This is a genomic window from Goodfellowiella coeruleoviolacea, assembly GCF_024171785.1.
In the GTDB taxonomy this organism is placed as follows: domain Bacteria; phylum Actinomycetota; class Actinomycetes; order Mycobacteriales; family Pseudonocardiaceae; genus Goodfellowiella; species Goodfellowiella coeruleoviolacea.
Genome location: NZ_JAMTCK010000005.1, coordinates 239692 through 263371, shown reverse-complemented (window position 1 = coordinate 263371; position 23680 = coordinate 239692). Strand labels below are relative to the sequence as shown.

General features: G+C 74.3%; 22 protein-coding genes and 1 riboswitch. Of the genes, 12 read left to right on the top strand and 10 right to left on the bottom strand.

Translation table 11 applies throughout. The annotated features are described in order from the left end of the window. Positions 1–34: 34 nt before the first annotated feature. A complete protein-coding gene (locus tag LX83_RS12710; protein WP_253770703.1) occupies positions 35–787 on the bottom strand; it encodes a DUF6542 domain-containing protein in 753 nt (250 codons plus the stop codon). 239 nt (positions 788–1026) lie between these two features. Further along, positions 1027–1989, bottom strand: a complete 963-nt coding sequence (rmuC, locus tag LX83_RS12705) for a DNA recombination protein RmuC (RefSeq protein ID WP_253770701.1) — start codon at positions 1987–1989, stop codon at positions 1027–1029. A gap of 294 nt (positions 1990–2283) precedes the next feature. On the opposite strand from rmuC, the gene LX83_RS12700 reads away from it, so the two are divergent. Then, on the top strand, positions 2284–3438 hold the full coding sequence (locus LX83_RS12700) for an exonuclease SbcCD subunit D (RefSeq protein WP_253770699.1): 1155 nt from the start codon (positions 2284–2286) through the stop codon (positions 3436–3438). Further along, entirely contained in the window at positions 3435–6419 is a 2985-nt protein-coding gene (locus LX83_RS12695; protein WP_253770697.1) for an AAA family ATPase, read from the top strand. The genes LX83_RS12700 and LX83_RS12695 overlap by 4 nt, the downstream gene beginning before the upstream one ends. Before the next feature lie 3 nt (positions 6420–6422). Here LX83_RS12695 and LX83_RS12690 read toward each other — a convergent pair whose 3' ends face one another. After that, positions 6423–7064 carry a TetR/AcrR family transcriptional regulator gene (locus LX83_RS12690; RefSeq protein ID WP_253770695.1) on the bottom strand — a complete coding sequence of 214 codons (642 nt, stop codon included), beginning with the start codon at positions 7062–7064 and terminating at the stop codon, positions 6423–6425. 102 nt (positions 7065–7166) lie between these two features. Here LX83_RS12690 and LX83_RS12685 point away from each other — a divergent pair, with 102 nt between their 5' ends. After that, on the top strand, positions 7167–7904 hold the full coding sequence (locus LX83_RS12685) for a carboxymuconolactone decarboxylase family protein (protein WP_253770693.1): 738 nt from the start codon (positions 7167–7169) through the stop codon (positions 7902–7904). Between the two features lie 92 nt (positions 7905–7996). Here LX83_RS12685 and LX83_RS12680 read toward each other — a convergent pair whose 3' ends face one another. Then, the gene (locus tag LX83_RS12680; RefSeq protein WP_253770691.1) at positions 7997–8596 is read right to left on the bottom strand and encodes a TetR/AcrR family transcriptional regulator; all 600 of its coding nucleotides are present in this window, start codon (positions 8594–8596) and stop codon (positions 7997–7999) included. Positions 8597–8670: 74 nt separating this feature from the next. Here LX83_RS12680 and LX83_RS12675 point away from each other — a divergent pair, with 74 nt between their 5' ends. Beyond that, on the top strand, positions 8671–9600 hold the full coding sequence (locus tag LX83_RS12675) for a DMT family transporter (RefSeq protein WP_253770689.1): 930 nt from the start codon (positions 8671–8673) through the stop codon (positions 9598–9600). Here LX83_RS12675 and LX83_RS12670 read toward each other — a convergent pair. Continuing rightward, entirely contained in the window at positions 9581–10057 is a 477-nt protein-coding gene (locus tag LX83_RS12670; RefSeq protein ID WP_253771150.1) for a methylated-DNA--[protein]-cysteine S-methyltransferase, read from the bottom strand. The genes LX83_RS12675 and LX83_RS12670 overlap by 20 nt on opposite strands. Positions 10058–10083: 26 nt before the next feature. Beyond that, positions 10084–11610: an AlkA N-terminal domain-containing protein gene (locus tag LX83_RS12665; RefSeq protein WP_253770687.1), complete on the bottom strand. Its 1527-nt coding sequence runs from the start codon at positions 11608–11610 to the stop codon at positions 10084–10086. 137 nt (positions 11611–11747) lie between these two features. Here LX83_RS12665 and ychF point away from each other — a divergent pair, with 137 nt between their 5' ends. Next, positions 11748–12827 (top strand): redox-regulated ATPase YchF, encoded by a 1080-nt coding sequence (gene ychF / locus LX83_RS12660; RefSeq protein ID WP_253770684.1) that lies wholly within the window; start codon positions 11748–11750, stop codon positions 12825–12827. Positions 12828–12930: 103 nt separating this feature from the next. Further along, the gene (locus LX83_RS12655; protein WP_253770671.1) at positions 12931–13887 is read left to right on the top strand and encodes a LysR family transcriptional regulator; all 957 of its coding nucleotides are present in this window, start codon (positions 12931–12933) and stop codon (positions 13885–13887) included. Here the strand turns inward: LX83_RS12655 and LX83_RS12650 are convergent. Further along, positions 13874–14617 (bottom strand): glucose 1-dehydrogenase, encoded by a 744-nt coding sequence (locus tag LX83_RS12650; protein WP_253770659.1) that lies wholly within the window; start codon positions 14615–14617, stop codon positions 13874–13876. The two genes, LX83_RS12655 and LX83_RS12650, sit on opposite strands and share 14 nt — an antisense overlap. A gap of 290 nt (positions 14618–14907) precedes the next feature. Then, positions 14908–15762, bottom strand: coding sequence for an SDR family oxidoreductase (locus LX83_RS12645; protein ID WP_253770658.1), 855 nt, complete (start codon positions 15760–15762; stop codon positions 14908–14910). 91 nt (positions 15763–15853) lie between these two features. On the opposite strand from LX83_RS12645, the gene LX83_RS12640 reads away from it, so the two are divergent. Both LX83_RS12640 and LX83_RS12635 read left to right on the top strand, forming a co-directional pair. Continuing rightward, positions 15854–16582 (top strand): helix-turn-helix transcriptional regulator, encoded by a 729-nt coding sequence (locus tag LX83_RS12640; RefSeq protein ID WP_253770656.1) that lies wholly within the window; start codon positions 15854–15856, stop codon positions 16580–16582. Positions 16583–16738: 156 nt separating this feature from the next. Beyond that, positions 16739–17203: a DUF6194 family protein gene (locus LX83_RS12635; RefSeq protein ID WP_253770654.1), complete on the top strand. Its 465-nt coding sequence runs from the start codon at positions 16739–16741 to the stop codon at positions 17201–17203. 200 nt (positions 17204–17403) lie between these two features. On the opposite strand, the gene LX83_RS12630 is transcribed toward LX83_RS12635, so the two are convergent. After that, on the bottom strand, positions 17404–17673 hold the full coding sequence (locus LX83_RS12630; protein ID WP_253770652.1) for a hypothetical protein: 270 nt from the start codon (positions 17671–17673) through the stop codon (positions 17404–17406). A gap of 362 nt (positions 17674–18035) precedes the next feature. On the opposite strand from LX83_RS12630, the gene LX83_RS12625 reads away from it, so the two are divergent. Next, positions 18036–19346, top strand: coding sequence for a mannosyltransferase (locus LX83_RS12625; protein ID WP_253770650.1), 1311 nt, complete (start codon positions 18036–18038; stop codon positions 19344–19346). A 25-nt stretch (positions 19347–19371) separates the two neighbouring features. On the opposite strand, the gene LX83_RS12620 is transcribed toward LX83_RS12625, so the two are convergent. Further along, a complete protein-coding gene (locus LX83_RS12620; protein ID WP_253770648.1) occupies positions 19372–19671 on the bottom strand; it encodes a 4a-hydroxytetrahydrobiopterin dehydratase in 300 nt (99 codons plus the stop codon). 79 nt (positions 19672–19750) lie between these two features. After that, a riboswitch (TPP riboswitch) is annotated at positions 19751–19863 on the top strand. 30 nt (positions 19864–19893) lie between these two features. Between LX83_RS12620 and LX83_RS12615 the strand changes: the two genes are divergently transcribed. The 3 genes from LX83_RS12615 to LX83_RS12605 are packed head-to-tail and all read left to right on the top strand — an operon-like array spanning position 19894 to position 23664. Continuing rightward, a complete protein-coding gene (locus LX83_RS12615; protein ID WP_407649540.1) occupies positions 19894–20988 on the top strand; it encodes a thiamine ABC transporter substrate-binding protein in 1095 nt (364 codons plus the stop codon). Continuing rightward, positions 20964–22622: an ABC transporter permease gene (locus LX83_RS12610; protein ID WP_407649539.1), complete on the top strand. Its 1659-nt coding sequence runs from the start codon at positions 20964–20966 to the stop codon at positions 22620–22622. Before LX83_RS12615 ends, LX83_RS12610 begins: the two co-directional genes overlap by 25 nt. 4 nt (positions 22623–22626) lie before the next feature. After that, complete coding sequence (locus LX83_RS12605) at positions 22627–23664, top strand: ABC transporter ATP-binding protein (RefSeq protein ID WP_253770646.1); 1038 nt, start codon at positions 22627–22629, stop codon at positions 23662–23664. The last annotated feature ends 16 nt before the right edge of the window (positions 23665–23680 follow it).

The window sequence follows — 23680 nt, the reverse complement described above, 5'->3', positions numbered from 1 at the left end:
GGCGATCGCCGGTCGGCGCGCCGCGGCTGGGCGATCAGTCGTCGAAGAAGTCGTCCTCGTCGCGGGGGCGCGGGCGGCGGCCACGGGCCCGGTCCGGGCTGGCCGAGCCGCCCTCACGGCGGGGGCGGTCCGCGGCGGGGCGGCCCTTGGCCGGCGCACCAGACCGGTTCTGCCTGCCAGGGCGGCGCTCGTCGTCGGCGCGGCCGGCCCTGGTCGCGCTGGCCCGCGCCGAGCCGCGGCGCTCAGCCGGACCGTCCAAGTCGTCGTCGTCCCGGGAGCTGCGCAGGGCCTGGCGTTCGTCCTTGGACAGCCGGTGCGGGTCGCGCTGCGTGAGCATGCGCAGCACCCCGACCAGGACGGTGACCGCCGTGGTGATGGCCATGATGGGGAAGCTGTTGATCAGCGGTGTGCCGATCACCAGCGCCTTGCCGGTCATGCCCCCGGAGGGCAGCCCGCTGGTGAGTAACACGGCCACCACCACCGTGATCGCGAGGATCAGCGGCGGCTGCACCATCGGCCCGAACAGGCTGCGGCGCCGCACCCCGAGCACGGCCAGCAGACAGCCGAGGAAGTACCCGACCTGGAAGACCAGACCGAGGCTCTGCTGGGTCATGCTCTGGCTCTGCATGTTGAGGTACGCGCAGACAACCGACAGCAGCAGGGCCACTATGACCGCGGCCCACCAGGGCAGCCCCCGGAAGGAGCCGACAATGGCCCGGTCGTTCCATGGCGTGGTGGTCGTTGGCTCGCCGTCAAGGTCGTCTCGGCGGTCGCGCGTCGCGGTCACGGGGGCACACGGTAGACCGTTCGCCGTGGGTGACCTGTCAGCTATCGGCAACTCGCACCGGACAATGAGATCAACTAGGGTGTTTCGTCCGTTTTTGCGCTCCTTGTAACCGGAGAAGTAGGGAGTTCACCAGTCGGCGGGCGCCGCTGGGGGCAGCCGGCGGCCCGCTGGAGTCAGCCGGCAGGCCACTGGTCGGTGGGTCGGTGGGTCGGCGGGCCGCCGGTGGGGCAGTCGGTGGGTCAGTCGGTGGCCAGTTCCTGGGTGAGCGGCTGCGGCACGGGTGTGGAGCCCGCCGACGGGTCCTCCGCCCGGCGCACCGGGGCGATCGGTGTCGGGCTGGCCGAGGCGTCGGTGATCGGCTCCACCGTGGCGCGGAAGCTCTCCAACGCGTCCAGTTCGCGGCGGCGCGCCGACAGGAAGCGCTGCAGGTGTGTGCTGGACAGGTTGACCGCGTCCACGGCTGTGCCGGCCGCGCGGTGCGCCCTGGCCGCCTGGGCCCGCACCTGCTCCACGTCGGCGGCGATGGTCCGGTCGGTGGCGGCGAACAGCGCGGCCGAGGCGACCACGGCGAACCCGGTCGGCCCGCACAGGAACACCCGGCGGTCCAGCAGCCAGCGCAGCAGCTCCGGGTCGGTGTCCAGGGCGGCGACCACGGCCGCGTCCGAGGGCACGAACATGATCGTGCCGTAGATGGCGTCGGCCCACCGCTGGTAGCCCTTGCCGGCCAGTTCGGCCGCGCGGGAGCGGATGTTGCGCACGTGCACGCGCAGCGCGTCCAGCCGTTCGGCCGGGTCGTCCGTTTCCACCGCCTCCACCCAGCAGGCCATGCTCATCTTGGCGTCCACCGGCACCCGCCGGTCGCCGCCGACCACCAGCAGCAAGTCGGGTTTTGCCGCGCCGCCCCCGGCCAGGTCGGTCTGCACGGTGAAGTGCAGGCCCTCGCGCAGCCCCAGCATCCGCGCGGTCTCCACGAGCACCTGCTCACCCAGTTCGCCCCGGCCGGAGATGGACGCGAACGCCACCTCGTAGCGGCGCAGCGCGGCCTGCTGGGCGTCGAACCGCTGCCGCTCCTGCTGCACGGCCGCGTGCGCGGCGTCGGCCCGCCGCACGCTGTCCTGGTAGAGCCGCCACAGCAGCAGCACCGCCCCGGCCAGCAACAGGGCCACCGCGACGGCCGCCGTGCTGATCACCACTGAGGCCACGTCCGCTCCCTCCCTCGCCTCGTGTCCGTGCCACCCCAACCTACGGTCGGCTGGCCGGCCGAGGGGCCCGCGCGGGCGGGACGGGACCGGCCGAACCGGACCGGCGCGGGCCGCACGCGGCGTGCGCGGAGCCCACCGCGTGCTCGAGCGACGAGTTGACCTGGCATGCCCGCAGTCAACCGAGCACCACCGACAGAAACCGCCCGGGGGAACCGCGGCCGACGATTTCTTCACCTGATCGAGTGACAACACCCGCGATGCGGTGCCGATCGGGGCCGCCACTAGCTTGGCACCATGCGAGTGCTGCACACCTCGGACTGGCACGTGGGCCGCACCTTCCACGGCCGGGATCTGCTCGACGCGCAGGAGCAGGTGCTCGGCGGGCTCGCCGACCTGGTCAGCGACGAACAGGTGGACGTGGTGGTGATCGCCGGCGACCTCTACGACCGGGCGGTCCCCTCCGGCGAGGCCGTGCAGACCTGCGCCAGAGTGCTGCGCCGCGTCCGCGAGGCCGGCGCGCGCATCGTGCTCACCCCCGGCAACCACGACTCGGCCCCCCGGCTCGGGGTGTTCGGCGAGTTCACCGAGGCGGGTGGGCTGCACGTGCGCACCGCCGTCACCGACCTGCACCGCCCGGTGCTGCTCACCGACCGGCACGGGCCGGTCGCCCTCTACGGCATTCCCTTCCTCGAACCGGAGCCGGCCCGGCGCGCGCTGGCCGCCCCGCAGGCCAAGGGGCACGCCGGGGTGCTCGCCGAGGCGATGAACCGGATCCGCGCGGACCTGGCCGGCCGGGGCGAGGGCGTGCGCTCGATGGTGCTGGCGCACGCGTTCGTCACCGGCGGGCAGGGCTGCGAGTCGGAGCGGGCCATCACCGTCGGCGGGCTGGACCACGTGCCGGGCAGCGTGTTCGACGGCGTGGACTACGTGGCCCTCGGCCACCTGCACGGCCCGCAGACCCTGGCCGAGCACCTGCGCTACTCGGGCAGCCCGATCGCCTACTCGTTCTCCGAGCGCGCGCACCGCAAGTCGGTGTGGCTGGTGGAGCTGGACGAGGGCGGACTGGCCGGGGTGGAGAGCCGGGAACTGCCGGTGCCCCGAGCACTGAGCCGGCTGACCGGGCGGCTGGACGACCTGCTCACCGACCCGGCGCACGAGCCGCTGACCGACCACTTCCTGTCGGTGGTGCTGACCGACCCGGTGCGGCCCCTGGACGGGCTGCGCCGGTTGCAGCGCCGGTTCCCGCACGCCGTGCACCTGGAGTGGCAGCCGGACGGGGGGCGGGCCGGCCGGCCGCTGCGCTTCGCCCAGGCCGTGCGCGGCCGGACCGACCACGAGGTGGCCTGCGGGTTCGTCAGCGACTGCCGGGGCAGCGAGCCCACCGAGGGCGAGCGGGCCCTGCTCGGCCAGGCACTGGCCGCGGTGCACCGGGCGGAGGTGCTGGTGTGAGGCTGCACCGGCTGGAGCTGACCGCGTTCGGCCCCTATCCCAAGCGCGAGGTCGTCGACTTCGACGCGTTGGGCGCGGACGGCCTGTTCCTGCTGCACGGCGACACCGGCGCGGGCAAGACCACGCTGCTGGACGCGGTGGCGTTCGCCCTGTTCGGCGCGGTGCCCGGGGCGCGGGAGGAGGCCAAGCGGCTGCGCTGCGACTACGCGCCACCGGAGGTGGGCACCGAGGTGGCGGTGGAGCTGACCGTGCAGGGCCACCGGCTGCGCATCGTGCGCAGCCCCGAGTACCTGCGGCCGAAGAAGCGCGGCGGCGGCACCACCAAGCAGCAGGCCAGGGCCAGCCTGGACTGGCTGTCCACGCCGCCCAGCGGGTACAGCCGCGAGCCGTTGACCCGCATCGACGAGGTCGCCCGCACGGTCGGGCGGCTGCTGGGCATGAGCAAGGAGCAGTTCTTCCAGGTGGTGCTGCTGCCGCAGGGCGAGTTCGCCCGGTTCCTGCGCGCGGACACCGCCGAGCGGGAGAAACTGCTGGAACGGCTGTTCGGCACCGAGCACTTCGGCAGTGTGGAGCAGTGGTTCCGGGAGCGGCGCACCGAGCACAAGCGGGCCGTGGACGCGGCCAGCCAGGGCGTGCGGGAGCTGGTCGCCCGGGTGGCGCAGGCCGCCGGCGAGGAGCCGCCGGAGAACCTGGAACCGGACCGGCCCGCCGACGAGCGGTGGCTGGCCGAGCTGGTGCGACGGCGGCAGCAGGCCACCCGGGCCGCCGAGGCCGAGCACCAGCGGGCCGAGGCCGACCGGGACCGCGCCGAGACCGAGCTGGCCCGGTTGCGCGCGCTGGCCGAACGGGTCAACCGGGTGCGCTCGGCCCGCACCGAGCTGGCCGAGCTGGCCGAGCGCGCCGACCAGCGGGCCGCCTGGCAGGAGGAACTGGCCGCGGCGCAGGCCGCCGCGCCCGTGGTGGCGGCGGACGCGGCCGTCCGGCAGGCCGCCGACCAGCTGCGGCGGGCCGAGCAGATCGAGGCCGCCGCCCGGCGCGACCTGGTCGCGGCCGGTGCCGGTGACACCGCGGACGACGTGGTGGCGCGGCTGCGGGAGCGCGCCGGCCAGGCCCGGGAACAGGCCGGCGAGCTGGCCCGGCTGGTCACCGAGGAGACCCAGCAGCACCGCGACCGGGCCCGGATCGGCGAACTGGACCGCGCCGAGCGGCAGCTGGCCGAGCGGGCCACCGCCCTGGACGCGGCCGCCGCCGAACTGGCCGAGCGGGTCGAGCGGACCCGGCGGGAGCTGGCCGAGGCGGACCGGGCCGGCGCCGTGCTCGACGGGCTGGCCGCCCGCCGCGCCGAGCTGGCCGAGGCACTGGCCGACGCGCAGGCGCTGCCCGCCGCCCAGCGGGCGCTGGCCGAGGCCGAGACCGCGCACCACGCCAGCGTCGACGCCCACCAGCAGGCCCGGGAGAACCTGCTCGACCTGCGGCAGCGGCGGCTGGCCGGGATGGCGGCGGAGCTGGCCGGCACGCTCTCCGCCGGCGCGCCGTGCCCGGTGTGCGGGTCGGCCGAGCACCCCGCGCCCGCCCAGGCCGGGGCCGAGGCGGTCAGTGAGGCGGCCGAGCGCACCGCCGAACGCGCCGAGGCCACCGCCCAGCAGCGCCGCGATGCCGCGGCCCAGGCCCTGCACCAGGCCAGCCAGCGGCAGGAGACCCTGCTGGCCCGGCTGGCCGGCCGCACCGAGCACGACCTGCGGACGGCACTGGCCGCCGCGGTCGCCGAACACGAGCGCGCCGCCGCCTCGGCGGCCCGCCGCGACGAGCTGACCCGGCTGCTCGCCGAGCTGACCGCGCGCGGCGAGACCCTGGCCGGCCAGCGGCGCGGCGTCGACCAGGACGCGGCCTCGGCCCGCACCGAGCGGGACACCCTGCGCGCCCGCGCCGCCGAGCGGGAGCAGCTGCTGGACCAGGCCAGGGCCGGCCACCCGGACGTGGCCAGCCGGCGCGCGCACCTGCTGGACCTGGTCGCCGCGTGGGAGCGGCTGGCCGAGACCCGCGCCGACCGGGAGCTGGCGCGGCGGCGCCACGCCGAGCAGGAGCAGGCCCTGGCCGAGGTGGTGGCCGAGGCCGGGTTCACCGACGTGGCCGAGGCACTGGCCGCGGCCCGGCCCGACTCGGTGCGCGACAAGCTGGCCACCCAGATCCGCGACGCCGACGTGCGCGAGGCCACGGCCAGGCGGGTGCTGGCCGAACCGGAGCTGGCCGGCGTGGACCCCGACCAGGTGGTGGACCTGGAACTGGCCACCGCCGCGGTCGCCACCGCCCGCAACGTCGCCGACGTGGCCGTGGCCGGGCTGGAGGGCGCGCGGCGGCGGGAACGCGAGGTGGCGGCGCTGGCCGACCGGTTGCGCGCGGCCTGGGCCGAGCTGGCGCCGATCGAGGCCGCCCACGCCGAGCTGGACGCGTTGACCGACGTGGTGATCGGCAAGGGCCAGAACGCCGAGCGGATGTCGCTGCGCTCCTACGTGCTGGCGTCCCGGCTGGAGGAGGTGGCCGAGGCGGCCAGCCAGCGGCTGGGCCGGATGAGCCAGGGCCGGTACTCGTTCGTGCACTCGGTGGAGGCCGGGCCGCGCGGCACCCGGGGCGGGCTCGGCCTGGACGTGCTCGACGACTACTCGGGCCGCGTCCGCCCGGCCAAGACGCTGTCCGGGGGCGAGTCGTTCCTGGCGTCGCTGTCGCTGGCGCTGGGCCTGGCCGACGTGGTGGCCGCCGAGACCGGCGGGGCGCTGCTGGACACGCTGTTCGTGGACGAGGGCTTCGGCACGCTGGACGCGGACACCCTGGACGTGGTGATGGACACCCTGGACGAGCTGCGCGCCGGCGGTCGGGTGGTGGGTCTGGTCTCGCACGTGGAGGAGCTGCGGCAGCGGATCCCGGTGCGGCTGCGGGTGCGCAAGTCCCGCACCGGCTCCACCCTCCAGCTCACCAGCGGTTAGCGGTCAGCCGTCGTCGGGCAGCGTGACGCCGACGAGTTTGGTGAGGAACCGGTCGATCTGCTCGGCGGCCGGGGACCACGGCAGGTCCGGCTCGTTGATGCGCTGCGACAGCATGCCGTTCACCGCGGTGCGCAGGTCGATCGCGACCGTGGTCGGGTCGTCGGGCGGGGCCAGGCCCGCGTCCACGCACCGCCGCACCGCGGTCACGGTGCGCGCCACCAGCGCCTCCTTGAACGGCATGCCGAGCCGGCGGTGGACCTTGCTCTCGTGCAGCACCTTGTACAGGCCGGGGTGCTCCCTCGCCCAGCCGGCCTGCGCGAGGATGCGCGCCCGCAACTGGGCCACCGGACCCCGCTCGGCGGCCTCGGCGTCGGCCGCGTCGCCCACGCGCACCAGGTCCTCGTGGCAGCGCCGCATGACCGCCAGCACCAGCGCGTCGCGGTCGGGGAAGTGCAGGTAGACCGAGGTGGCGGCGATGGAGACCGCGCGCGCGACCGCGCGCAGGGACAGGGCCTCGTCGTCGCCGAGTTCGTCGAGCATCCGCTGGGCGGCGGAAATGATCTCGTCGCGCAGCCGGTCACCTTCGCCGCGCGCGTTGCGCCGCCGCCGGGGTGCGGGACCGGCGGCCGGGATGTCGTCGTTCATGGTCCGCCCATTTTAACTGGACAGCTGTAGTGCTACGGCTATAGCGTCACCTGTAACGCTACGACCGTAGCGCTACAGATGTTCGGAGGGATTTCCGTGACCATGACGACCAGTGCCGACGCGGACGCGGTGTCGCGTGCCAACCACGACCGGGTGAGCGCGCTCGACCCGGTCTTCGGCCAGATGGCCGGCGCCACCGTCCGGCACGCCTGGGCCGTTGCCGAGCTGACCGACCGGGAGAAGGTGTTCCTGTGCGTGGTGGCGGACGTCTGCCAGCCCAGCCTTGGGCTGCCGTTCGAACTGCACGTGCGCGCGGGCCTGGCCCGCGGCGTGTCCACCGCTGACATCCGGGCGCTGCTGCGCCTGATCTCCTACGACAGCGGGTACCCGGCCGCGCTGGCCGCCGTCGAGCGGCTCGTCGAGATCGAGGCCGCGCTCGGGATCGCCGCTCCGGAGGCCGAGCCCCTGCCGGTCGAGCTGCTGGAGACCGGGCCGGACGCCGCGCCGAGCCCGCTGCCGGCCCCGATCCGGGCCCAGCTGGTGGAGCTGGACGCGCACTTCACCGAGCACTTCGAGCTGCAGTCGAGGATGCGTGCGGTGAGCGGTCCCGGCACGCTCACCGTCCGCGAACGCGCGTTCGCGACCATGAGCGTCGACGTGCACTACCAGACGCTGGAGGAGACGTTCCAGGCGCACGTCAACCGGGCGCTGGGCGGGGGTGCGTCCGAGGCGGACGTGCGCGCGGTGCTGCGGTTCAACGCCCAGTTCGGGGTGACCCGGGCCTGGCGGGCCTGGAAGGCGCTCAACGCGCACCTGGCCGGGCTGGCCGCCACCGCCTGACCAGGGCGGTGAGCCGCCGCCCGGACCGCGCGGCGCGTGCCGGACGGCGGGAGTGGCGGGCTGAGTCGCGCCGCACCACGGCTCACCACCGGCTAGCCGAGCAGTGCGGCGGCCTGGGCGCGGGCGTGGCCGAGCGGGTCGGGGAAGACGTGCATGCCGTGGGCGACCAGTGCGCCCTCGTGCAGCAGCACCAGGGACCGGCCCAACTCCTCGGCCCGCTCCGGGTCGACCGCCTGCGCCAGGGTGGTGAACAGGGCGAGCGTCCACGCCTTCTGGCCGGTGATCAGCGGATAGGCCGGGTGGGACGGGTCGCTGATCTCGGCGTGCGCGTTGACCACACCGCAGCCCCGAGGGCTGTGCTCGCTCATCCAGGCCGCTGACGCGTCGAACACGGCGAGCACCCGGGCGATCGGCGTGTCCGGTGCGGCGGCCAGCCGTTCGGCGAGGAACGCGCGCCAGCGCTCGTCCCGGTCGGCCAGGTACTCCAGCACGATCTGGTCCTTGGCGCCGAACCGGTCGTAGAGCGTCTTCTTGGTGACCCCGGCCTCGGCGGCGATCAGGTCCACCCCGACCGCGTTGATGCCGCGCGCGTAGAACAGCCGACCGGCGGCGGCCAGCACCCGACGCGCGCCCGGAGTCATGGTGATCCGGGGGAGACCGGCGGTCGGCGACGGCGGGAGGGTCACGTCCACCACACCAGGGTATACCGATCTGTATAGTCGGTGACCGGAGCCAGGTATACCGATCTGTTTATCTGGGGGTAGATGTGAACCTCGTGCTCTCCGCCGCGTTCGTGCTGTGCTGGAGTTCCGGTTTCATCGGCGCCAAGCTCGGCGCGGGCAGCGCGTCCGCGCTCACCCTGCTGATGTGGCGGTTCCTGCCGCTGGCGGTGGCGCTGCTGGTGATCGCCCTCGTTCGCTCGGCCGCGTGGCGCGGGCTGACCGCGCGCGCCGTGGCCAGGCAGGCGGTGATCGGCCTGCTCTCGCAGAGCGGTTACCTGCTCACCGTCTACCTGGCGATCCAGTGGGGCGTGTCCACCGGCACCACCGCCCTGATCGACGGGGTCCAACCCCTGGTCGCCGGCGCGCTGGCCGGCCCACTGCTGGGTCAGGCCGTGTCGGGTCGCCAGTGGCTCGGCCTGGGGCTCGGCGTGGCCGGGGTCGCCCTGGTCACCGCCGCTGACGCCACCGCCGGCCCCGAGGTGGCCTGGTGGGCGTTCCTGGTGCCGTTCGCCGGCATGCTCGCGCTGGTGGCGGCCACCTTCCTGGACCGCCGCTCGGCCACCCCGGTCGACCCGCTGGTGGCCCTGACCATCCACTGCGTCACCAGCGCCGTGGCGTTCACCGGCCTCGCCGGGGCGACCGGGGCCGCCCGGCCGCCGGCCGAGCCCGCGTTCTGGGTCGCGGTCGCCTGGCTGGTGGCCCTGTCCACCCTCGGTGGCTACGGCCTGTACTGGCTGGTGCTCCGGCGCTTCGGGGTCACCCGGGTGAACACCCTGATGTTCCTGATGGCGCCGGTCACCGCGGTCTGGGGCGCGGCCGTGTTCGACGAGCCGTTCGGCCCGCGCACCGCGGTGGGCCTGGCCGTCAGCCTCGCCGCGGTGGTCGTGGTCCACCGCGGCGAGCCGACGCCGGCACGCGCGGGTGCGTCACCGGGTGGCCGCGGGACGCGCCCGGTCAGCGCTCCTCGTGGGTGAGCAGCCACTGCTTGGTGGCCACGCCCCAGCGGAACCCGCCCAGCCCGCCGCCGGTGCGCACCACCCGGTGGCACGGCACGAACAGGGCGGCCGCGTTCCGCGCGCAGGCGGCGGCCGCGGCCCGCACCGCGCTGGGCCGGCCGGCCAGGGTGGCGTAGTCGGCGTAGCTGACCGGCTTGCCCGCCGGCACCCCGCGCAGCACCGTCCACGCCCACTCGCGGAACTCGCCGGAGCGCTGCCGCACCTCGATCTCGTCCACGGCGGACAGTTCGCCCTCGTGGTAGGCGCGCACCGCGTCGGTCACCGCGCCCAGCTCCGGGCGCACCCGGGTCTGGGCGGGCCGCAGCGCGGGGGAGATGAGCGGCAGCAGCTGGTCGACCTGGCCGGTCCAGCCACTGGCCAGCACCGCGCCGTCGGCGTCGACCACGGCGGTGAACGGTCCGATCGGCGTGTCCATAGTGGACACATCTGCCGTGTTGCTGGTCACGCTGTTCTCCTTGAGTTGGTGGGCACCGCGGCGGAGGCCCGCCACAGGTGCATTCCGGCGTACGAGCGCCACGGCTGCCAGGCGCGGGCCCGCCTAGCCAGCTCGTCGGGGCTGGGCGGCAGGCCCAGGTGGGCCGCGCCCCGGCGCAGCGCCCCGTCACTGGTCAGCAACACGTCCGGCGCGCCGAGCAGGCGCATGACCACGTACCGCGCCGTCCACGGCCCCACCCCGGGGAAGGCCTCCAGTTCGGCGCGCAGCTCGTCGGCGTCCCGCCCCACGTGCGGGTCCAGTGTGCCCTCGGCCAGTGCCCGGCTGACCGCCAGCACCGCCTCGGTCCGCCGCGCCGGCCCGGACAGCACGCTGGCGCCGTGCTCGGCGATCACCTCCGGGGTGGGGAAGAGCCTGGTCAGCCCGGCGTCGGCAACATCGAGCCGGTCACCGAGCGCGGTGACCAGCGCACTGGTCGCGGTGCGCGCCGCGGCCACCGACACCTGCTGGCCCAGCACCGCCCGCACCAGCAGTTCGGCCCCGTCCACGCTGCCCGGCACCCGGATGCCCGGGGTGGCCGCCACCGACGCGGCCAGCGCCGGGTCGGCGGCCAGCACCTCGTCCACCGCGCACGGGTCGGCGTCCAGGTCGAACAGCCGGCGCAGCCGGGTCACCGCACTGCCCAGGTCGCGCAGGTCGGTCAGGCGCAGCACGCAGTGCACCGCGTCGGCGGCGGGCCGCAGCCACGCCGTGGCCGTGCCGTGCGCCAGCCGCAGGGTGCGGCCGTAGCCGCCCTCGGCCCGGTCGACCTCCTCCACGCCGGGCACCGCCCGCGCGGCCAGGAACGCCAGCACGCCCTCGGCGTCCAGCGGCGGCCGGAACGGCAGGCGCAGCGCGATCTGGCCGGGCCGGCCCGGCGCCGGGTCGGTCCTGGCGCGCCGGCGCGCGGCCTGCCGCAGCTCCGACGGGCTGGCCGCGAACACCGCGCGGATCGTGTCGTTGAACTGCCGCACGCTGGAGAACCCGGCGGCGAAGGCGATGTCGCTGACCGGCAGGTCGGTGGTCTCGATGAGCAGCCGCGCCGAGTGCGCCCGGTGCGCCCTGGCCAGCGCCAGCGGACCGGCGCCCAGCTCGGTGGTCAGCACCCTGGTCAGGTGCCGCTGCGAGTAGCCCAGCTGCCGGGCCAGGCCGGGCACGCCGTCCCGCTCCACCACGCCGTCGGAGATCAACCGCATCGCCCTGGCCGCCAGGTCGGCCCGCAGGTTCCACTCGGGCGAGCCGGGCACGGCGTCGGGCAGGCAGCGGCGGCACGCCCGGAAACCCGCCGCCTGCGCGGCCGCGGCGGTGTGGAAGAACCGCACGTTGGCGCGCTTGGGCGTGACCGCCGGGCAGGACGGTCGGCAGTAGATGCCGGTGGTGCGCACCGCCATGATGAAGGTGCCGTCGAACCGGGAGTCCCGGGCCGCCACCGCCCGGTAGGCGCGGCCCGGGTCCAGCCAGCTGGTCCGCTCCCGGACCTGGATGTGCCCTGTCACGGGTTCGATGCTGCCACCCGCCCAGCGGCTCGGCTGGCGGAAATCGGACGTGACCGTGCCGGCCGGGACGGGCGGTCCAGCGGGCGCTCCAGCGGGCGGACACGCCCACCCCGGCGCCCCGCCTACACTGGCCGACTGTGAGCCTGACCCTCGGCATCGTCGGACTGCCCAACGTCGGCAAGTCGACCCTGTTCAACGCGCTGACCCGCAATGACGTGCTCGCGGCGAACTACCCGTTCGCCACCATCGAGCCCAACGTCGGCGTGGTGCCGCTGCCCGACGACCGGCTGGCCAAACTGGCCGAGATCTTCAACTCCGAGCGGATCGTGCCCGCCACGGTGTCCTTCGTGGACATCGCCGGCATCGTCAGGGGCGCCTCCGAGGGTGCGGGGCTGGGCAACAAGTTCCTGGCCAACATCCGCGAGGCCAACGCCATCTGCCAGGTGGTGCGGGTCTTCGACGACCCGGACGTGGTGCACGTGGAGGGCGCGGTCAACCCGGCCGACGACATCGAGACCATCCACACCGAACTGATCCTGGCCGACCTGCAGACCCTGGACCGCGCGCTGCCCAGACTGGAGAAGGAAGCCCGCACGCAGAAGGACAAGCGGCCCGCGCTGGAGGCCGCCCAGGCCGCCAGGGGCGTGCTGGACGGCGGACGCACCCTGTTCCACGCACAGTCCGAAGTGGACACGTCGCTGCTGCGCGAGCTGAACCTGTTGACCACCAAGCCGTTCCTGTACGTGTTCAACGCGGACGAGGGCGTGCTCAGCGACGAGACCCGGCGCGCGGAACTGCGCGAGCTGGTCGCCCCGGGCGACGCGGTGTTCCTGGACGCCAAGGTCGAGGCGGAACTGCTGGAGCTGGACGAGGAGTCGGCCAGGGAACTGCTGGAGTCCATCGGCCAGCCCGAGCCCGGCCTGCACGCGCTGGCCAGGGCCGGGTTCCACACCCTCGGTCTGCAGACCTACCTGACCGCCGGCCCCAAGGAGTCCCGCGCCTGGACCATCCCGCAGGGCGCCACCGCCCCGCAGGCGGCCGGCGTGATCCACACCGACTTCGAGCGCGGCTTCATCAAGGCCGAGGTGGTTTCCTTCACCGACCTGGTCGAGGCCGGCTCCATGGCCGCCGCCCGCGCCGCCGGCAAGGTGCGCATGGAGGGCAAGGACTACGTGATGGCCGACGGCGACGTCGTCGAGTTCAGGTTCAACGTCTGAGCCCCAGCCGGTGCGATCGCCTGCGGGTGACCGATGCTGAACGGGGAGTAAACGCCGCGCCTCCCGTGTTGTAACCCCCGAACGAGGGAGGGGACGGGAGCCGATGAGCCTTCGCCAGTACGAGTACGCCCTGGCCGTCGCCGAGGAGGGTTCGGTGACGGCGGCGGCGGAGCGGCTGCACGTCGCGCAGCCGTCGGTGTCCCAGCAGATCCGCAGCCTGGAGCGGGAACTCGGCGTGACGCTGTTCGCCCGCACGCCGACCGGACTGGTGCCCACCGTGGTCGGCCGCGCGTTCCTGCGGGAGGCGGAGGTCGCGGTGAGCGCGTGGCGGCGGGCGCGGGCCACGGCGCGGGCCGGTGCCGACGAGCTGGTGGGCGAGCTGGTGGTGACGGCGCAGATGGGCCTGGGCGCGCGGCAGCTGCCGGACGCGCTGGCCGCGCTGCGCCGCCGCTTCCCCCGGCTGGAGGTCACCGTCTTCGAGGAGCCGAACGTCGCCGAGCTGGAGCGGCTGGCGCGCCAGGGCGTGCTGGATCTCGCCCTGATGGCCACGCTGTGCGAGGAAGGCCCGTACGAGGGCCACCGCCTCGGCGCCGAGGAGTTCGTCGTGGTGCTGGGTGAGGGGCACCGGCTGCTCGCCGCGGACCGGGTCGAGCTGGGCGACCTGGCGGGGGAGCCGTGGGTGCGGTTCGACCGCGACAGCGCGCTCGACGGCGTGCTGCGGGACGTGCTGCGGGACAACGGGCTGGCGCCGACCACGGTCGCCCGGGTGTCCCAGACGGCGACGGCGGTGCGCTGGGCCGCCCACGGGCTGGGGGTGACGCTCGTCCCGGTCTCCGCGGTGCCGCACGGTCACTGCCACCTCGTGCGCCCGGTGTTCCCGGCCGTGTCCCAACCCGTCGTCGCCGCGATCCGGCCCGGTGCCGGCCCGGCGGAGACGGCCCTGCTCGACCTGCTGCGTCAGCAGACCTGGTGCGAGACGCCGTCCCCGCGCGGGCGTCCGGACGGCGCGCCGGTGTTCTCCCAGCCGATCCCGCCCGCCGCTGGCGTCAGAGCTGGCTGACGCCGCCGTCCACGGCCAGCTCGGCGCCGGTGGTGTAGGTGGCGTCGAAGGCGAGGAACGCGGCCGCCCTGGCGACCTCCTCGGGGGTGCCGAAGCGCCCCATCGGGTTGTCCGCGGCCAGCTGCGTCCTGAGCTGCTCGGCGGCCTCCTCGGTCATCGCGTTCGCCAGGATTCCCGTCTCCACGGGACCGGGGCTGACCGCGTTGACCCGGATCCCGCGCGGAAGCAGCTCGCGGGCGAGGCTGCGGGCCATCGAGCGCAGCGCCGCCTTGCCGGCCGCGTAGGCACTGATCGCCGGCATGCCGATGACGTTGGCGACCGAGGTGGTGAGGACGATGCCCGCATTCGTGCTCAACAGCGGGGCGAGCTTCTGCACGGTGAAGTAGGCGCCCTTGACGTTGATCTCGAACAGTTCGTCGTACACCTGCTCGGTCATCGACTCGAAGGGCACGTTGCGGACGATGCCGGCGTTGACGAACAGGGCGTGCAGCGTGCCGAATTCGCCCCGCGCCCGGTCGGCCAGCGCGTCCAGATCGGACAGTGCGGCCACGTCACCCCGGACGGTCACCGCGCTCTCGCCGAGCCGCTCCCGCGCGGCGTCGAGCGTGGCCTGGGAACGACCGGTGATCAGCACGCGCGCGCCCCGGTCCACCAGCAGTTGGGCGATCCCGAACCCGATTCCGCTGCCGCCACCCGTGATCACCACGTTCTTGCCGCTGTACTCACCCATGTCAGGATTCCTCTGTCCTCTCGCGCGAACTGATGAGTTCTTCGTGCTCGGAACCGGCGTTTCCGAAATGCCGTTGACGCCAATTCCGTTCGTCCGCCCGACGGAAGAAACAACGACGTGCGCAGCGCGTCAAGCTGCGGATAAATCGCGGTAATCATCTCGTCGAGCGCTGTTTCACGGTACGTCCGGAAATGCGCGAGAAGCAAAGACGAAATACCAGTGGGCGCCATAGGGAGTTCCTATGGCGCCCTGCTCCGCTGGCCCGTGCCCGGGTCCAGCGCTGACGTGCGTCAGCCGGTGAAGGCGGCGCGGTGGTCCTGCGCCCAGGCGGCGAAGGTGCGGGCCGGCCGGCCCAGCACGCGCTCGACATCACCGGTCACGACGGCGTTGCCGCCCCGCGCGACCAGGCGTGCCCCGCTGACGGCGGTCTCGACGAAGGCGGGGGCCAGCCCGGCCGCGACCAGTTGCTCGCGGTAGCGCTCCAGCGGCAGGTCAACGGTGTCGATGGCGCGGCCGAGGACCCGACCCAGCTGTGCGGCCATGTCGGGCACGCTCAGCAGTTCCGGACCGGTCAGGGTGTGCACGTGCCCGTCGTGGTCGGCTGAGGTCAGGGCCCGCGCCGCCACCTCGGCCACGTCCCGGGGGTCGATGACGCCCTGGGCGCCGGTTCCCGTCGGGTTCGGGACGGGTGCGCCGGCGCGGATCGCGTCGGCCCAGCGCAGGGCGTTGGACGCGAAGCTGGAGGGCCGCAGCACCGTCCAGGCCAGGCCGCTGGAGCGGACGGCCTGCTCGCCCGGGAGGTGCCAGTTCCCGACCTCGGCGGCGGAGGTGTCGCCGGTGCCGATCGCCGAGAGCTTGACCACCTTGCGCACGCCGGCCGACCGCGCCGCCGTGAGCATCGCGGTGTCGTGCCGCGCCACCTGCGGGCCCGGTGCGGTCAGCAGGAACACCGTGGTGGCGCCCTCGGCCGCGGTCACCAGCGACGTGGGGTCGGTGAAGTCCGCCCGCACGACCTCGACCCCGGCGGGCAGGGTCGCGGCCTTCGCCGGGGTCCGCACCATCGCCCGCACCTGCTCGCCGCTGGCCGCGAGCAGCCGGACCACGTCACTCCCGATGGTGCCGGTGGCACCCGTGATGAGGATCATGGGGGCCAGGCTGGCAGCGCGCCCAGCACCAGCTCTAGGAAGAATCGGCACGCCACTGGCGTGCGATCGGGACCGTGGGGAGCCCACAGCGGTGATTGCCGAGATCCACGACCTGAGCGGCACCACCGGCGAGCGGGTCGTGCACCTGCCGGACACCGCCACGGCGCTGGTGTTCCGCACCACGGCGGCCGGCCGCACCGACCTGCTGGTGGTCGGCCCGCGCACCCGGGCGTCCTACCACACCGGCAAGCGCCTGCCCGTCTGCCTGCGGGCCCGGCTGCGGCCCGGCGCCGCCGCGCCCCTGCTCGGGGTGCCGGTCCGCGCGCTGGTGGACCGGGTGACACCGCTGGCCGACCTGTGGGGTGCCGCCGGAGCCCGGCTGGAGCGGCGGCTGGCCGGTCTCGACGGCGACCCCGGCCTGATCCGCGCGCACCTGGAGGCGGCCGTGCGCACCCGCCTCAGCACGCAGCCGGCGGAGAACCTGACCCAGGCCCGGCTCGTCCGCACCGCGGCCACGGCGCTGTCCGCCCAGCGGCCGGCGCGCCTGCCCGACCTCGCGCGGGCTCTGGCCGTCAGCGAACGCCACCTGCGCGACCTGTTCACCGAGGGCTCCGGGCTGTCGCCCAAGGCGTTCGCCCGCATCACCCGCCTCCGCCACGCGCTCACCGCCGGCCGCACCCACGCCACGCGCCTGGCGGAACTCGCCACCACCACCGGCTACTACGACCAGTCGCACATGACCGCCGAGTTCCGCCGCATGCTGGCCGTCCCACCGGCGGCGTTCTTCGCGGACCGGCTCCCGGCGCTCCAGCCCTGCTGAGCGGCCGCTCGACCGTACTCACCCACCTTACCTGCGGTTTGATGGTTTTCGGCTGATGCGCCAGTCCCATCCAGCTGCTCTTCTGAGGAAGTCTCACTGGGTAGTTCAATGAAACGATTGAAGGGTAGGTTTTCCGACCCCGAAGGGACGACTGGCGTGGACGCCGACCAGATCACGCGCTACATCCGCGAGACCTTTGCCGGGATCAGGACGCTGGAGGCCAACGGCGACACGTTCTTCCTCTACGACCCCGAGAGCGATCTGCCGCCCGAGCGCCAGATGCCGTTCGCGACGATCGTGACCGGTGACACCTACGACAGCGTCTCGAACCTGAGCGAGCCCGGCGCCTACCGGTTGAACATCGGCCTGACCAGGGCCACCTACACGGCGTTGTTCGGTGCCGCGCCCAAGCACCCCGACGAGCACGGCGTGTTCGACACCGGCTTCGACTACGCGGAGCGGGACAGGCTGACGCCGCACCCGATCTACGCCGGCCAGCACTGGGTGAGCGTGGTGAACCCGAGCGAGGCGACCATGGCGGACATCAGGCCGCTGCTCGCCGAGGCCCACGACTTCGCCGTCCGCAAGTACGACAACCACCGCGCCCGCCAGTCCGGCTGACGCTGGTGGCTGGCAGATGACAGCGGGGGCGGCCCGGGGAGACCCGGGTGCCCTCGCTGATCACGCTGCCTGGATCGGCGACGCCGCATGGCAGAGCCGGGATGAGGTGGTGGGCGGTCCGCCCGGGTGGGAACTGGATGACGGGCGGACCGCCCGACTGGCCACTGTGGAGGGTGGCCGGATCGCTCGTGGTTTACGCCTTACGGCTCGGCGTGCCGGCCCTTGGCGGCGGCCCAGAGCACGGCGCCAGCCGTGGCGAGCATGGCCATGGCGGCCATGCCGCCGACGACGATGTCCCAGTTCGAGTGGGACGCCGCCACGCTGGCCTGATGCGTTGTCTCGGCGGGCGCGGCATGGGCGAACGCGGAACCGGTCAGCAACAACACCACCAGTGTGCCGGCGATCGCGATCACGGACCGGAGCCGGTGCCGGATGGTGCGCCCCGTGGTCGGGGCATGGACGGTCTTCACTTGTCCCCCTTTTCGGTCGTTGTGGGCGGCTCACCTGGCGCGGCCAGGGCAGAGCCGCCATAACTGGGTTTCCGGCCAGTGGGCTGGCCGGGAGGTGTGATCAGGGCCGCACAGCTGGCGGACCGCGGCGATGCGGGCTCCCACCTGTCATGACGTTCGAGTACCCACGATGTGCTCCCGAAGTCGGATAGTTCACAAAATCGGGGAAATCGGCTAACCCCGAGGCGGTGGCCTGCGATGGAGTTCCGAATGCGGTGGTGGGTACGGTGGGTGCCGTTGCCGCCCACCCGAGTGACGCCGCGCGGGCCGGGGCCGTGCGGCCGGGGCCGAGTGCCCGGCCGGTTTCGAGTTAAGGAGTGCGCGTGAACCTGCGTGCCGTCGAGGCTCGCGTCCTTGCCCTGGCCCCGTGGCTGATGGCCGCGTCCATGGCCGGGCACCTGCTGATGGTGGCCCTGCAGGCCAAGATGACCATGATCGACCTGCGGGTCTACCGCGGCGGCGCGCCGCAGCTGTTCACCGACCACCTCTACGACTGGCGGCTGAGCGAGTTCTCCGACCAGTTCGCCCTGCCGTTCACCTACCCGCCGTTCGCCGCGCTGGTGTTCGTCCCGCTGTCCTGGGTGTCCTGGGCGGTGGCGCGCTGGTTCTGGCAGCTGCTGTCGCTGGCCTGCCTGTGGTGGCTGGTGCGCGCGGCGACCCGGTTGGCCGCCGCGCGCCTGGGCCCCGCCGGCGGGTCCGCCGGCCGCGGTCTCCCCGACCGGGAGTCCACTGTGGACGAGCAGGTGTGGCGGCGGCGGGCGATGCTGTGGACCGCGCTGGCGATCTGGACCGAGCCGGTGCGCACCACGCTCAACTACGGGCAGATCAACCTGCTGCTGGCCGCGATCCTGCTGGCCAGCATGGCCAGTGCCCGGCCGTGGGTGTCCGGCCTGGGCATCGGCCTGACCGCCGGCGTCAAGCTCACCCCGGCCGTCTCCGGGCTGTACCTGCTGGCCAGGCGGCGCTTCGCGGCGGCGGCCTGGTCGGTGGGCGTGTTCCTGGCCACCGTGGGCCTTGGCTACCTGGTCAACCCGGGCCAGGCCAACACCTTCTGGTTCGAGGTGGGCACCGACGCCAGCCGGGTCGGCCCGGTGGGGTCGGCCATCAACCAGTCGCTGCGCGGCGCGCTGTCCCGCACGCTCGGCCACGACGTGGGCACGGGCCCGGTGTGGCTGGTCGCCGTCGCCGCGGCCGCGGTGCTGCTCGGGTTCGCGCTGCGCGCGGCGCTGCGGGCCGGCGACCAGCTCGCCGCCATCCTGTCCGTGCAGGTGTTCGGGCTGCTGGTGTCGCCGATCTCGTGGAGCCACCACTGGGTGTGGATGCTGCCGGCGCTGGTGTGGCTGCTCTACGGCGGCGCGGGCGCGCCGGTGCTGCGCGCGGTCACCGCGGTGCTGTGGCTGGCCGCGGTCGGCAGCTTCCTGATCTCGCTGCTGCTGATCATGCAGGAGTCCATCTGGGTCATCCCGCGGCCCTGGTACGAGTCGGCGCTGGGCTGGGTCTACCCGGCCTGCGGCCTGCTCACCCTGGTCACGGTCGCCCTCGCCCGGCGGGGTCCGGTGGGCGCCGGCGTGCTCTCCCCGGCCGGGGCGCCGGCCGGGTCGGCCGCGAACCAGGCCAGCCCGGCCGGGGGCTGATGACCCCCGCCCGGGCGGCTGGCGGTCACGTGCCGGAGATCACGTCCAGCACGTTGTCGATCTCCTCGGCGAGGGAGACGTCCGCCGAGGTCACCCCGCCCGCCGAGTGGGTACTGCACCGGAAGGTCAGGGTGCGCCAGCTGATGGTGATGTCCGGGTGGTGGTTGTCGTTCTCGGCGACCTCGGCCACCCGGTTCACCACCTGGATGGCCTGCGCAAAGCTGGCCAGCTCCGCGACACGCACCAGCGCCGTGCCCTCGCTGCGCCATTCCGGCAACGTGCCGAGGGCGGTGTTGATCTGATCGTCGGTCAGCAGTTCGGCCATGCGTCCATGGTGGTCCTGATCGCTGGTGCGCGCGAGCGACGCGCGCAAGCGCGGACACCGGGAGTGAGGGCGTAAGCTCGGCGTTCGCCACGGGAGCCCGGTGCGCTGGGCTGAGAGGAAGGCGCGTGCGGCCTTCGACCGTCCACACCTGATCGGGGTAATGCCCGCGCAGGGAGGCCACGGTGACGGAACGCGCGCGCGACCACGTCACCAGGAGGGGTTGTGTCCGCCGTTTCCGGCAGCAGCAAAGTCAGCAGGAGCACCACGCGCGTGGTCGCGACCGGCGCGCTGGCCGCCAGCCTCGTCCTGCTCGCCGGCTGTTCGCTGGCCGGCGGCGGCGCCCAGCAGAGCGAGGCGGCCGGCACCCGCACGGTCACCCTGGTCACCCACGACTCGTTCCAGGCCGACCAGGCCCTGCTGGACGAGTTCCAGCGCGACACCGGCATCCACATCGAGGTGCAGCAGAGCGGCGACGCGGGCGCGCTGACCAACAAGCTGGTGCTCACCAAGGACAACCCGATCGGCGACGTGGCCTTCGGCGTGGACTCCACGTTCGCGTCCCGCGCGCTGGAGCAGGGCGTGTTCCAGCCGTACACCAGTCCGGAGGCGGACAAGGGGCCGCAGCGCTACGCCGTGGACGACACCCACCGGCTCACCGCGGTGGACGCGGGCGACGTGTGCGTGAACGCGGACAGCCGCTGGTTCACCGAGCACGGCGTGCCCGAGCCGACCAGCTTCGCCGACCTGACCGACCCCCGCTACCGGGACCTGCTGGTGGTGCAGGACCCGGCGACCTCCTCACCCGGGCTGGCGTTCCTGCTCGGCACCATCGCCAGCACCGGCGAGAACGGCTGGGTCGACTACTGGACGAAGCTGAAGGCCAACGGGGTCAAGGTCGACGCCGGCTGGGAGGAGTCCTACAACCAGGACTTCTCCGGCTCGGCCGGGCACGGCGCGCGGCCCCTGGTGGTCTCCTACGCGTCCTCGCCGGCCGCGGAACTCGACGACGCCGGCAACCCGCGCACCAAGGCCCTGCTCGACACCTGCTACCAGCAGGTCGAGTACGCGGGCGTGCTCGCCGGCAGCAAGCACGCCGAGGACGCCGGCAAGGTCGTGGACTTCCTGCTGTCGGAGAAGTTCCAGGCCACCGTGCCCGAGTCGATGTACGTCTACCCGGCGCGGGAGGGCGTGGCCCTGCCCGAGTCGTGGGCCAAGGCCGCGCCGCAGCCGCGGTCGTCGACCACCCTGCCCGGCAGCCAGGTGCAGGCCAACCGCGAGCGGTGGGTGGCGCGGTGGCGCACCCTGATGCAGGGCTGACCGGGCGCGCCGGGCGCGCGGGGACGACCCGGCGCGGCGGCTGGTGGCTGGCGCTGGCCGCGCTGCCGCCGCTGGCCTTCCTCGGGGTGTTCTTCGCCTGGCCGGTGCTGGCCATCCTCGGGCTGGGCGTGCGCGACGGCGGCGTGCTCACCGCGCTGGGCGCCGGCCAGACCTGGCGGCTGGTGGCGTTCACCGTCGGCCAGGCCGCCGCGGCCACGCTGGTGGCGCTGCTCGCCGGGCTGCCCGTGGCGTTCCTGCTGGCCCGCTGCGCCGTGCCCGGGGTCGGGCTGGTGCGGGTGCTGGTGATGGTGCCGTTCGTGCTGCCCACCGTGGTGGTGGGGCTGGCGTTCCGCGCGCTGTGGCCGGACGGCGGCGTGCTGGGCATCGTGCTGGCCAACGCGTTCTTCAACGTGGCCGTGGTGGCCAGGACCGTGGGCGGGCTGTGGGCGCACACCGACCGGCGCGCCGAGGACGCGGCCCGCGCGCTGGGCGCCACCCGCTGGCGGGCGTTCACCTCGGTGGTGCTGCCCGCGCTGGCCCCGGCGATCGGGTCGGCCGCGGCCGTGGTGTTCCTGTTCTGCGCCACCAGTTTCGGGGTGGTGCTGATGCTCGGCGGTGCCCGCTACCGCACCCTGGAGACCGAGATCTACCTGCGCACCGTGGAGCTGTTCGACCTGTCCGGCGCGGCCGCCCTGTCCCTGCTGCAGTTCGCGGCGGTGCTGGCCGCGCTCGGGGTGGGCGTGCTGGCCCGGCGGCGGCGGGAGACCGCGCTGCGGCTGCGCGGCCGGACGGAGACCGCGCGGCGGCCGGTCGGTGCCGAGTGGACGGTGGTGGCGGCGGCGTTCGCGGTGGTGGTCGCGCTGCTGGTGCCGGTGGCCGGGCTGGTGGTGCGCTCACTGTCCGGCGCGCACGGCTGGACCCTGGCCGGCTACCGCGCGCTGGCCGGCCGCGGCCACCAGAACACCCTCGCGGTGTCCGGTGTGGACGCCGCGGTGAACTCGCTGCGCGCCGCCACCGACGCCACCGCGCTGGCGCTGGTGCTGGGCGTGTGGTCGGCCGTGGTGCTGGTGACGCTGGGCCGCTCGCGGGCCAGGGCCGGCCTGGCCGACGCCATGGACACCGTGCTGATGCTGCCGCTGGGCATCTCCGCGGTGACCGTGGGTTTCGGCTACCTGGTGACCATGGACGCGCTGCCCGGTGACCTGCGCACCTCACCGGTGCTGGTGCCGCTGGCCCAGGCGCTGGTGATCACACCGCTGGTGGTGCGGATGGTGCTGCCGGTGCTGCGCGCCGTGGACGTGCGGCTGCGCCAGGCCGCGGCCACCCTGGGCGCCGGCCCGTGGCGGGTGTGGCGGGAGGTGGACCTGCCCATGGCCGGCCGCACCCTGCTGGCCGCCGCCGGGTTCGGCTACGTGGTGGCGCTGGGCGAGTTCGGCGCGACCAGCTTCCTGGCGCGCCCGGACGCGCCCACCCTCCCGGTGGCGATCGGTCGGCTGATCAGTCGACCCGGTGAGCTGAACAGCCAGATGGCCTATGCCGCGTGCACCCTGCTGATGCTGGTGACCGCGGCCGCGGTGGTGTTGGTCGAGCGGTTGCGGGTGCCACGCGGCGCCGGCGCGGTGGGGGAGTTCTGAGCCGATGTCGTTGGAACTGCGTGGCGTGAGCGTGCGGTACGGGTCGGTGACCGCGGTGTCCGAAGTGGACCTGTCGGTGACCGACGGCGAGGTGGTGGCGCTGCTCGGCCCGTCCGGGTGCGGCAAGTCCACGCTGCTGCGCGCGGTGGCCGGGCTGGAGCGGCCGGCCGGGGGCCGGGTCGACTGGGACGGTGTCGACCTGGCCGGGGTGCCGGTGCACCGGCGCGGCTTCGGGCTGGTGTTCCAGGACGGGCAGCTGTTCCCGCACCGGGACGTGGCCGGCAATGTCGCGTTCGGACTGCGGATGCGGCGCGAGCCGGCCGCGGACCGGGCCCGGCGGGTGGGTGAGCTGCTGGAGCTGGTGGGCCTGGCCGGCTACGAGCGGCGGCGGGTCACCGAGCTGTCCGGCGGTGAGCAGCAGCGGGTGGCGCTGGCCAGGGCGTTGGCGCCGCGGCCACGGCTGCTGCTGCTGGACGAGCCACTGTCCGCTTTGGACCGGGCACTGCGTGAGCAGCTGGCCGTCGACCTGGCCCGGCTGCTGCGTGAGACCAGCACCACGGCGCTGGTGGTGACGCACGACCACGACGAGGCGTTCACCCTGGCCGACCGGGTCGCGGTGATGCAGCGCGGCCGGATCCGCCAGGTGGGTCCGCCCGAGCGGGTGTGGCGCCGGCCGGCCGACGCGGACGTGGCCGCGTTCCTGGGCTGCGCCGCGCTGCTGCCCGCGCGGGTGCGTGCCGGCGTGGCCGACAGCGCGCTCGGTGCGGTGGAGGTCGGTGCTGGTGTGCCGGACGGGCCGGTGCGGCTGGGATTGCGCGCCACGGCGCTGCGGCTGGCCGAGGCCGGTCCGGTGCGCGGTGAGGTGGTGCAGCGGGTGCACCGGCGCGACCACGTCCGCCTGCTGGTGCGGCTGTCCGATGTGGACGCCCCTTCCGTTCCGTCCACTGTGGACGCGGTGGCGCCGGTGGTGGACGCGCCAGCGCCCGGCCAGCGGGTGCGGCTGGTCCTGGACGCGGACGGGGTGGCCGTGCTGCCGGCGTGAACCAGCCGCCGATCGC